Below are 12,225 nucleotides of genomic sequence, written 5' to 3'. Positions count from 1 at the left end.
GGCAAAAGTAGACCTGGTATATGTCCTGCAACTGAAGCGCTGCTTAAGTTTAGATTAAGTAACAGCCCTGTTCTTTAAAATAAGATTAAGCAAACTGTTGCGCTATCACTGTTTTTATAAAACACAAAACCGGACAAGCGTCCGGTTACTATTGTGTATCAGTGTTTAAACTATTTTAGTCATTACAAAAGCCATAACTTTTTCCTTAACATTGACCTAAATACTATTTTCCTGAAGGAACATCATTTAGGGCTTTCATAAACGCTACAAGCTCTTTTTTCTCGGTCGCAGTAAGGTTTAGCGGATCTGCCGACAAAGTTTGGTTCGTTACATTAAGCCCGAGGCCTCCCCCGCCACCATTGTTATAAAACTCTACAACTTCTTCCAGTGTTGCGTAAGCGCCATTATGAAAGTATGGGGCCGTAAGCCCTGAATTTCTCACTGTATTTGTCTTAAACGATTTTTCATAGATCCAGGCGTATTCACTTAATATAGTATTACTCCATCGGCCTTCGTCGGTATCCAGTTTTGGCGATTTAGCATTCGGGTCGGCAAGCACGCCTAATATCTCGCTTTCGTTCTCATTGTACAATGGCGGAACCAAGCCCGCAAACGTAGGTGCAAAATGGCAGGTAGCGCAATTGGCTTTACCCATAAACAGGTTAAATCCATTTTTCACTTCCTGGCTTAGCTCATTACTTTCTCCTCTTATGTATTTATCAAACTGGCTATTAAAAGAGCGTAGCGAAAGCACATACGATGCCAGGGCTTTTGAGAATTTTTCGCGTGTTATCTTTCCTTTTCCAAATACGCTTTTAAACTGATCTGCATATCTTTTGCTTTCACCCAGTTTTTTAAGAATAGCACTATAGGCTGTATTAAACTCATCCGGATTAAAGATTACGTGTTCTGCCTGTTGTTCCAGTGTAAAGGCGCGCAGGTCATAAAAGTACCTGTCGGAATACACCGCATTAATCAAACTTGGGGCGTTTCGCAAAACCGTTTTACCTTCCACATTACTAATCGATTTTGGTATACCATCGGCAAATGCCTTACCCTGCTGGTGGCAGGTAGCACAGCTCATTGTACCGTCTCCGCTTATCGCTGCATCATAAAATAATTCTTTACCCAATAATCGAAGTGCCTCATTGTCTTCACCCTCCTTCAGGTCGGTAAAGAAATACGGATTCAAAAAGTCATTCCCAAAAATAGAAGTACTGCCGGGATTCCATGCCGCTATCTGCTTGATGAATTCAGGCTCTTGCCCTTTTTCTATTGTGCCAAGCTGTTTATATAATGGATCGATATAATTTCTAAATATTTCAAGCCTGTCTAAGGTTTCAAAAGAGGTGTTTTTTTCAAGGTAGCCAATAGCCCCGTCAAACAATGGAAGTATACTTTTTGTTTTAGCCTCAGGATAGTTTTCAGATAAAAAAGCCTTCATACCTTCAAGTGCTGCTTGTGCTTCGGGAATGGCGTTGAGCGATCCAGGTGTATCAAAGCCGGTTAAGCCTAATGAATACATTCTTACCAGCTGAAGCCTCATCGCCGATATGTTACCTTTTACAGTTCCGCTTTTGGTATCAAGACTACCGAATAAAATAGTGTAATAGGAATTCAGTTTTTTAGCAATCGCTGCAATCTGCCCTTTTTCGTCCGCAGCTTCATCAGAAAAAACCAATTCATCAAGTACCTGTAAACCTTCAGGCGTAAGCACTAACGGACTTGTACCTGACTTTTCTATATGTAACAATGGTGCGCCGTTAATATGTTCATTCACGTATTCGGAGTAATGAAACGCAAGGTAAAACTCTATTTTTTTGTAGCTGATACGGGTTTCTGCCAATACCTGCTTTAGGGAATCCAGGCTTATTTTACCTGACCTGAAATCTTCGGCAGCCCTATCCATTTGTACTGCTGCTTCTTTAAATTCATAGGTATATTTACTAACTACGGCAGGAGCTATTGTATAGGCTTCGTCCGACGTGAAAGAGAACGATAATGCCGTGGCAGCAGCGGCTATTGCGCCAATAGCAACGAGCCTTATTCTGGTAAAATTATAGTACATGTATTTTCGTGCTTGTTAACTTTAAATTCCGCAAACTTACCATTGCACTGCGCCAGTCACGTTAACCCTACATTAAGTAATAATTAAAAATATCTGTTAGCAGTCCTAAAAATGCTATGGAATCCATTAAATTGCAGTATATACTTTTGTAATACATTTTACCCGATACATGAACAACAATAAAAGCCTTAAAGCGGTTAGCTACGGCGAAGTACTTTGGGATGTTTTTCCCGATGATAAACGAATAGGCGGTGCTCCGCTTAATGTTGCCCTACGAATGAAAAGCCTGGGTTGCTATGCCGCAATGATTAGCTGCGTTGGCAAAGATGAAGACGGAACGGTAATACTTGACTACATAAAAAAACAGGGGCTTGATACAAATGGAATATCAGTCAGCGACGCTTTTGCCACAGGTACTGTACTTGTACACCTAGATGAAAACCGAACGGCTACCTACGATATAAGTTATCCATCGGCATGGGATAAAATTAAAGCTGATACTCACACTAAAAACTTAGTTGATGATGCCGATGTAATTATTTACGGAAGCCTGGTTTGCCGTGATGAGACCTCAAGAACTACCTTATTGCAATTACTCAATAGCACTACCTACAAAGTTTTTGATGTCAATTTAAGAAAGCCACATTATTCCATAGAGACGCTCGATGTATTAATGCAGAAAGCCGACTTTATAAAACTAAATGATGAGGAACTTCCTGAGATCGCCACAGCCTTGGGTTTTAATTCAGATAACATTGAGAAAAGTATGCAGTTTATCGCGGAAAAAACGAATGCTAAAGCTGTTTGCGTAACCCGTGGTAAAGACGGTGCTTTATTATTGTGGAATGGTGAATTCTACTCTAATCCGGGATATACTGTAACTGTTGCCGATACGGTTGGCGCAGGAGATTCTTTTCTTGCATCGCTCGTTACAAAACTACTAACAGGCACGCCACCTCAAAAGGCTATTGACTTTGCCTGTGCTGTGGGTTCGTTGGTTGCTTCCAAACCGGGAGCGAATGCCTCAATTACAGATGTAGAAATTGAACAAATCATGAAATAGAATAAGGCAGCTATCAAGCTGCCTTATTTGTATAATATATAGGTATTATTCGTATTGCGGACACCCGAAACATTTGGCAGCAAGATCAAAATGGTAGGTTATAGAAAATTCGTGTACCCCACCGGTTCGTCCTATACCACTAACATTAAAATCGTACGAATAGCCAAACTTAAAGTGTTCGTACTGCAACCCTCCAAAACCATTTATTGATGTCAGCAAATGGCTGTTCGGGTTATTGCGTGACGGATTGGTAGCTGCTATAGCCCCAAAGAAAAAACGTGAAAATATTAGTCCGGTTCCAACATTCAGGCGGTTGTAATCGCCTTGCATCATAAAGCTCGACGTAAATAATAATTTTGTGTTGTTTGGCAGGAAATCATTATAATCTGAGACCATAAATTCGTATCCGGCGTTTACAGAAAGAAACATATCTAACGGAACATTACCGATTGTAGTAAACGAAATATTAGGCTTATTTAAATGTTTTAATGCTACTCCAAAAAAGGCATTTTCGTTGTGCACTACCATACCGGCAGACACATCAAAAAACGTAATCCTGTCTTTTATTCCAAGTGGGTCAATACTTGTACCGTCAATTGTTCCCGTACCAATATTAAGCTGGTCTTCCAGGATAAGGTTTTGAAAACCGTATGACTTTGTACCGAACCCCACCTCTATACCCGGAATAAAATACCAGTCGCTTTCCAATTGAACTTTATACGCATAACTGGCATTCACCTGATTAAGGCTGTAATTGGTAAACGATTCGCGCTGACTCAGAAAGCTTAATCCTAATCCACTGTTCATACCCTCTGCCCATGCATTAATAAAAGCATAATCGCTGTTTATCTTTAGCTCGGCATCGGGCCATTGTGTGCGGTGAAGCACCCCAACATGGGTTGTTTCCATAAAGCCCGTATACCCGGGATTCAGCGCCTGCGGTGCCATAAAATATTGTGTAAATATAGGATCCTGTGCCTGAGAAAGCATAAAACATAGTAAGGCAAGGATGGTTATCTTAATCTTCATCTTTGTAGGTGTGTGTATTATTTAATTAAAACGAAAGGCCCTTCGAAGTTTACCGGTATTCCGTAGAATGTAACCACCGAAATTTTATAAAGGTAATTCCCGTTTTCGGCAGGCTTGCCTTTCAGGTTACCGTCCCATCCTTTAATTGTTTCTCCTTTTTCATAGTAAATCATAGAGCCCCAGGTATCGTATACGCTAAGTTCTACCGACGTTGCTCCCCTAAACTGTAATGCAAAGGTGTCGTTAATACCGTCGCCGTTTGGTGTAAAGGCATTAGGTATCATTACATCATATCCTTTTTCTATAACTATTGTCATTCTGTTGGTAGAAACACATCCGTAAGGATACGTTACCGTCTGAACTATAACATAAGTCCCTTCACGCATGTAAGTGTGCTGAGGATTCTCTTCGTCAGAAACGCTTCCGTCTCCAAAGTCCCAGGATACAGCAGTGTAATCTCCTGTAGAGGTATTGGTAAATTGTATCGGATCCATAATAGAATACAGGTTGTACGTACCCGAAGCATACGAATCTATAGTAAACGATGGCTTTCCTAACTGTAGCGTTTCAACCGTGAAAGTAGTGTTGGCCGTACAGCCCTGAGAATCAGTAACCGTAACTAACACGGTACCATTTTCGTTGGTTGTCATATTCTGGTTGTTGACTCCCGAAGTAGTACCGGTAGACCATGTAAAGTTATACGGCGGCACACCTCCTGTAGCCGAAGCAGTATTAATCTGAACCACCGTTCCGTTATCACAATTTGGCGATACCGTGCTGCTTACCGTTACATTAAGCGGATTAGGACTTGCTAAAGTGAACCGCCTGTTGTTGCTGCAGCCGTTAGCATCGGTAACTGTAACCAGATATGTGCCCGATGTAATATTTACAAGATCCTCATTGGTACTATTCACAGATCCTGTCCATTGAATGGTATACGGAGGTGTTCCACCCGCAGGGATAAGGTCTATCGCACCACTAAAAGCATTATTACAATCTATAGGCTGCGTAACGTTTGCACCAATAATAAGTTCGGCTGGCTCTACAATTTCAAAAGTTCTTCGTATCTCACATGGCTGGCTATCCTGAATTATTACAGTATAGCTGCCCGGAGCCAATCCGGTACGTGTTGCACCGGCAGCAGGATTATCTGTCCATTCAAAATCTATCGTACCAACACCTCCAACAAAATTAAGGGCTATTTTACCATCGTTGGCACCATTACAGCTAATTTGTGTTACTACAGGATTAACCGAAAATGCAGGTGCCTCATTAATAACAACGGTAACCGTTTTGGTACACATGTTACCATCTGTAATAGTTGCTATATAAGTACCTCCCGGTAGCCCCGTCCTTATTGGCCCGGTTGCAAAATCATCCCATGTTACCGCAGGATTCTGGTATGGCAAAGTACCTCCGGATATAGCCAGGGAAATTGTACCGTTCTCCAGTCCATCGCAGGTTTCGTCTGTTTTTGCAACCACAACTACAATTTCTGAAGGCTGGTTAATGGTTGCATTCAAAAATTCAACATGGTTATTAGCGTCAATAACCTCTATCCTGTAATTGCCTGCGGTAAGGTTGTCAAAAATATAGTTCAGGTCATTGCTATCGTTAACTGTTTCAACTGTAGTTGTTGTTCCGTTAGCGTTTATCCTTTTAATAACATAATCAAATGGTGCTATAGAAGGCGTATCAATAGCCACTTCTATAACTCCTGTAGCTGCACCAAAACAAAGTACATCTGTAGTATCGGTTATCGATATTTCTAACGGAAGCGGTGCATTAATTTTAACCGTAAGCGTAAATGGCGGACAAACACCACTGGCATCTGTTATTACCAAAACATAATCGCCTTCTTGGCTAAGGTTAGACAGATCTTGGGTTGTTGCCTGAGTAGTACCGTCAGGATAAGTCCATGTATATTGGTAGTTACCAGATCCGCCGACTGGTGTAATATCTATCGATCCGTCACTTGCACCCGCTGCACTAATTTCAAATCCATTATACATTGATGTTGTATAGGTAGCCGAGATGGACGGATTTACAGTAACCACAACATTGAACGGATTACCCGGACAATTGCCTTGTGGCGATACGGGTGTAATAATATAAGTTACCTGCTGGGGCGCATTACCCGAATTTGTAAGTTGAATGTTTATTATAGTTTCGTCATTGCCAAATGTTGCCCCGCTTACCCCCGTAGGTAGCGAAGGGGTGTTCCATGAGTAAGTAGTACCGTTTGGTATTGTGCCTGTAGGGGTAAATACAGCAGCTTCGCCATTACAAATCATAAGTGATCCGTTAGCGACAACTGCTTTAGGGTTTACTGTTACTGTAACCGTAAACGAAACACCTGTACAGCCACCAGATGTTGGTGTTACAGTATAAATAACCTGTTGAGTTGTTGTTGTGGTATTTATCAACGCCTGATTAAGCGCCGGCTGGGCTACGGGTTGATTTGTATTACCCGTTACACCCGCAACAGGCGAAGTTATCCAGGTAAATGTAGTACCCGCAGGTATATTGTTTGTTCCGCCATCGGTAGGAATAAAGTTTGGAGACGCCTCACTGCAAATAGCCGTTTCCTGTGCCGATCCTACAAACGGAACAGGGTTAACGGTAATAGTATACGTCATATCGGCGCCGGGACATTCAACGCCTGTTGTGGCAGCATTTGCAATGTAAGTTACTACTATAGGACTGCTCGTACTATTAACCAGGGTTTGGGCAGGTATAGTTGTTGTACCGCTTGTAACTACACCTGTAATTCCAGCAGGCTGAACCGCCGTCCATGTTATAGTTGCCGATGGTGTGGTACTGGATAGATTTACCGCTGTATTTGTACTGCCCGAACAGATAACCTGATCGGGCTGAGAAAATGACACCGAAGGTGCAGGATTTATAGTAATCGTGAAACTACTTGGTGTGCCTATACATCCGTTAAGTTCCGGGGTTATTGTAATAGTTGCCGTTATTGGTGTTGTTCCGCTATTGACTGCTGCAAAAGCAGGAATATCTCCTGTTCCGCTGGCAGTAAGACCTATAGAAGGTATGTTATTTACCCAGTTGAATACTGTACCCGCAACAGGCCCAGTAAAGTTTACCTGATCGGTTAATTCTCCTGCGCATATTGTTTGGTTTGCAACTGCATCTACAGTAGTTGTAGGGCTAAGTGTAACCACGATATCAAAAGTAGACCCGGTACATCCGTTAGCTACAGGAGTAACAGTATAAGTCGCCGTTGCCACATCGCTAGTGGCATTAAATAATTGCTGACCGATGCTTGTTTGAGGTGATGTTTGCGCTACCGGTGCTCCTCCTCCATTAGCGGTAATTGCACCTGCCGGACTTATAACAGGAGTACCCCATGTATAAGTGGTACCTACAGGTACTATATTTCCGTTTCCATTAGCCGGAGTAACAGCGAATGACTCCCCGCTGCAAATACCCGGTTGTTCTACATTCACTATTAAAGGCACCGGATTAACTGTTACCACAACTGTAAATGAATTTCCTGCACATTCATTTCCGTTTGTTGTTGAAACGGGAGTTATTGTATAGGTAACCGTTAGAGGAACAGCTGCTGTACTAACCAGTTGCTGGCTTATGTTTGCCTGTGGAGTTGTTTCTGCCTCTGCGCCTGTTATATTACCGGGAGCTGACACCACGGGAACATCCCAGGTATATAAAGTATTTGCAGGTAATGTATTTCCGTTAACATTGGCAGGAGATACTATAAAAGTCTCACTACTGCAAATTGCAGTTGTACTATTTGCTATTGATGCTTTTGGATTAACCGTTACCGAAAGTGTAAACGATGTACCCGTACATATACCTGCCTGTGGAGCTACAGTGTAAGTAACCGTTATTGGCGCATTGGTCGTGTTAACTAATGCAGGAATCGGTCTGAAACTATCCTGTAACGCAGTCTGTGACGTATAATTTTGTATCCCGACAGGTGCAGCACCTGTAACGGCCCATGTATATTGAGTTCCGGTAGGTACAATGTTGCCTCCTCCATCTGTTGGTACAAATCCTGCGAATGCAGCATCATTACTACAAACTTGGATAGCCTGTGCTGTTACAGAGGGCGGTGTATTTATTATAATTGCTGCTACATTAGATGTTATTAACGAACACCCACCTGAATCAAACTCTACCTGGGCATAATAATAAACCGTAGAAGGATCTGTTGCCAATGGTACAGGCTGATAGGTTGCTGTTGTCGCGCCTGGTATTTCTGTACCGGTAGAATCATCATTTACGGTATTCTTATACCATCTGTATGTTGGTGTTCCGGTGCCGTTTGTATATGCAACCGTTAATGGTGCAGGTGTTTCGCCTTCACATAGCTCCTGAGATACCGGCTGTGTAGTAAATGTTGGCGATGGTGTTATTATAACCTGAGACACCGTACTTGTATCTGAACATCCCGCTCCTGTTGTGGTTACTATTACATAGTAGTAAACAGTACCTACTGTAGTTGATGGAGGCGTAAATGTTGCAGATGTTGCTGTTGGTATTGCTGTTCCGCCTGTGGTACTGTTTATGGTGTTAGAATACCACTGATAAGTATATACTATCGGATTTCCTGTACCGCCTGTAACAGCAATGGTTAACGGCGCAATACTTCCGCCTGCGCACAACGTTTGTGTAGCTAACGGTTCTGTTGTTATGGTTGGCGGAGGCACAACGGTTATTGTAATTAAATTACTAGTTGCTGTACACGCAACACCATTAAATGTGCTTGTAACTACCTGCCTGTAATAGGTAGTTTGCATCAATGCAGGAGGATCAAACAATGCTGAAGTTCCTGCTGTTGTAAATGTGACATTATCTGTAGAAGTCTCCCAAACATAGGTTAATGTTCCTGTACCTGTGGCCGCAGGTGCCGCTGTAAATGCCGGTAGGTTACCGCCCTCGCAAATAATTTCATCTGAATCGAAGACACTTGCGGAAACATTATTTATTGTTACCGAAACGATATTGCCCGTTACACTACACTCTACGCCATTAAGGCTGCTTATTGCCAAACGCCTGTAATAAATTGTTGCTATTGGAACGGGAGGATCAAATGTTGTATTTGTCTCCCCCGGTATATCTGTAAAGTCCGTATTATTACCGGTAGTCGAACTCTGCCATTGATATGTTATTGCTTCTGTAGCGGTAGCGGCTACCGTTTCTGTAAAAACAACCGGATCGCCGTCTGCGCACACAGTTTGAGAAGCAGCAATAGTGCCCGGAGTGATAACATTAACGTTTACAGTAACCTGATCTGTTAATGTACAGTTATTAGAATCTGTAACTGTTAGCGTATAGGTTGTGGTTGCTGTTGGGTTTGCCGTAGGATTTGGAATATTAGCTGCACTAAGCCCTGTTGCCGGCGACCATGAATACGTATAACCTGCGCCTGACCCTCCTGTCGCTGTGGCTAAAAGTGGAGCACCAACGGTTGGACATATTGTAATATCTGCACCTGCGTTAACAACCAGTTCAGGGTAAATAGTAAAAGTCTTAGTAACAGTAGTTGAAGGTCCGCACTCGTTGTTTACTATAAGTGTAAATGTTTTTACGCCTGTTGTAGTATATACTACCGATGGTGCTGCATCTGTAGATGTTGATGGCGTACCTCCCGGAAAGCTCCATTCGTATGTCGGGGTCGTGGTGCCACAGTTAGTCACAGTAGCAACCGGATTAATAGTTACCGACGGCGCAAAACACTGGTTAGCAATATCGGCTACGGTAACTTCTGCCGGTTTTTTAACTACGACTGTTCTTGTCAAAAAGTAATCGCCGCAGGTGTTGGTTGCCCTTAATCGAATTGTATATGTACCCGATTCATAAAAAATAAATTCGGGTTCATCGCTGCCTGCATTTGTACCATTGGTAAAACCCCACGAGGCACCTGTACCACAATTTGTAAGCAGGTAATTCTGTACGGTCCACTCAAAAGTTATAGGACATGCAGGAGCTGCGTTGTTAACCGTGGTTATAGTTTTGCCTTCTGCCCTAACCATTTGCCCTGTACAGATTACCTCGTTGTTCAATGTAAAAAACGGAGTAAGCGGGCCGTCCACACACACCTGTCTGGTTGTAACTTCAATTCCACAATTATTCTCTGCACTCAATGTAACAGTGTATAATCCCGGTGCCGAAAACACGTGAGTACCGGTTGGCGGGCTTGCAGCGCCTGTTACCGTTACTATATTATTTGCGCCATTAGGATCGCCGTAATCCCATACATATGTTGCCCCGGTCTGACAGTTGTTTCCGAAACCGGCAACCGTTATATTTGGGAACTGTACTACTGTTCCTGCGCATACTCCTGTATCAGGAACAGTAAATGCAGGGATAGGTTTGGTTCTTACCTGAAGGTTACCCGCTGTAAATGTTGTGCTGTTACATAAATTTGTAACGGTTAAAGATGCAGAAAAGCTTCCTGAAGCAGGACACGATGATCTAGTATACTGATGCATAACAGTATAGGCCTGTCCGGGTGGCGTCCCTGCAAAATCTGATTGCTGAAGGGTGACACTTTCATCATCTCCAAAATCAATAACATATTGCGTTCCGGGTGAGTTTAGTTCCCAAGCACCAATTAAAAAGCCTACACTCAACGGTGCACAGCCAATAGTATTACCCGATGTACCCAAACTTCCCGCCGGGTTACTCTGGTTGGCGACATTATACGTTACAGTGTTTACACATCCGTTGGCACCCGTAGCTGTAAAGGTTAAAGGAAAACTACCTAACTGGGTATAAGTGTGCGTAGCCTGGGTTGTAATGGTCTGTGTAGGACTCCCGTCTCCCCAGTTTATGGTATAGCCGGTGGTACATCCTGTATCTGTAGATATATTATTTACAGTAAGCTCATACATTGGGTTACCGGCTGTAGGATTGTTGTCACAGTTGCTAAAAGGATTAAAGCTAGGGTCTTGTAACGCTGCATGCGGCTTTTCTTTTACCGTTACCAATTGCTGTATCGATTCACTACAACCGGAAGCATCTGTTACTATAAGGGTAACATTAAATGTTTCTGTGGCACAGCCTATTGCCTCAAACTTATGGGTAGGATTGGATATAGCAGATGTTTGCCCGTCCCCGAAATTCCAGGCGTAGGTATAGGGCGATATTCCACCAGATACACTAGATAAAAAAACAACGTTTTCTTCTGAACAGGCATTGTTATTAAAAGTGAAATTGGCGTTTAAAACAGCACCAACTTCAAAAGTATGGGTAGCGATACATCCGTTGCCCCCATCAAAGGAGATAATCGTTGTTCCTGCTGAAAGCGCATTTACCACACCTGTATTGCTCACAGTAGCAACACCCGGATTGGATGATGACCATATTGCCGGATTAGTAGACGGCATTGCCATACCTGTAAGCGGCACAGCATTGCCTATACAGCCCGATCCTGCTCCTGTTATGGTTGTAGAATTTATATTAAAAACGGCACTTTGCCCTGTTATGGTTTGTGTAACATTAGCGGCATCTGTAACGCTGACAATTTGATATGTAAATACACCTGCTGCATTGGTTGGAATGCTTAATGTAGCTGTATCTCCACCGCCCGTACTTGTAATTGTTGTATTTGTACCTCCGTTAACTGTATAAGTAAAAGTGTAGGGGGCCATACCTCCACCCCCTGTAAAAGTTGCTAAAGGTGAAGACGTGCCCCGGCAAACTGTTGTACCTCCAGAAATTTCGGCAGTAAGCGCAAAAGGCTGTTTTACCTTCGCATGTAGTAAGCAGGATGGTAAGATGGTGAGTAAAAAGAGAATAGAATAGAGTTTTTTCATGGTTAAGTACCTTGAATTTATAGCTTAGTTATCAATCGGCAAACCTACAAATTATTGTGAAGAATGAATTGTAAAAACAGTATATTTTACTTAAAATAATGATAATTTAATTCAACACAAAAAAGAACGTAAAACACTGCACAACAAGACGTTGAAGTGTTTAAAAAATCCGATGAAATGCATTTTTGAATACCTAAAAACCGTTATTACAACACTATACATTTTGTAGGAATAAAAGAACGGAGACAGGTTAAAAACGC

4 protein-coding genes are annotated in these 12,225 nt (G+C 42.4%); 1 reads left to right on the top strand and 3 read right to left on the bottom strand.

The features are described from left to right. Window positions 1-223: 223 nt before the first annotated feature. A complete protein-coding gene (locus ALW18_17835; GenBank protein AOE54201.1) occupies window positions 224-2,068 on the bottom strand; it encodes a cytochrome C peroxidase in 1,845 nt (614 codons plus the stop codon). 169 nt (window positions 2,069-2,237) lie between these two features. Between ALW18_17835 and ALW18_17830 the strand changes: the two genes are divergently transcribed. After that, window positions 2,238-3,131: a carbohydrate kinase gene (locus ALW18_17830; protein ID AOE54200.1), complete on the top strand. Its 894-nt coding sequence runs from the start codon at window positions 2,238-2,240 to the stop codon at window positions 3,129-3,131. A gap of 45 nt (window positions 3,132-3,176) precedes the next feature. Here the strand turns inward: ALW18_17830 and ALW18_17825 are convergent, their stop codons facing one another. Continuing rightward, window positions 3,177-4,160, bottom strand: coding sequence for a hypothetical protein (locus tag ALW18_17825; GenBank protein AOE54199.1), 984 nt, complete (start codon window positions 4,158-4,160; stop codon window positions 3,177-3,179). Window positions 4,161-4,177: 17 nt separating this feature from the next. Continuing rightward, a complete protein-coding gene (locus ALW18_17820; GenBank protein ID AOE54198.1) occupies window positions 4,178-11,800 on the bottom strand; it encodes a hypothetical protein in 7,623 nt (2,540 codons plus the stop codon). Window positions 11,801-12,225: the final 425 nt, after the last annotated feature.

It is taken from the genome of Flavobacterium psychrophilum (genome assembly GCA_001708385.1).
GTDB classification, from domain to species: domain Bacteria; phylum Bacteroidota; class Bacteroidia; order Flavobacteriales; family Flavobacteriaceae; genus Flavobacterium; species Flavobacterium psychrophilum_A.
This window is presented reverse-complemented; position numbering and strand designations above follow the sequence as displayed.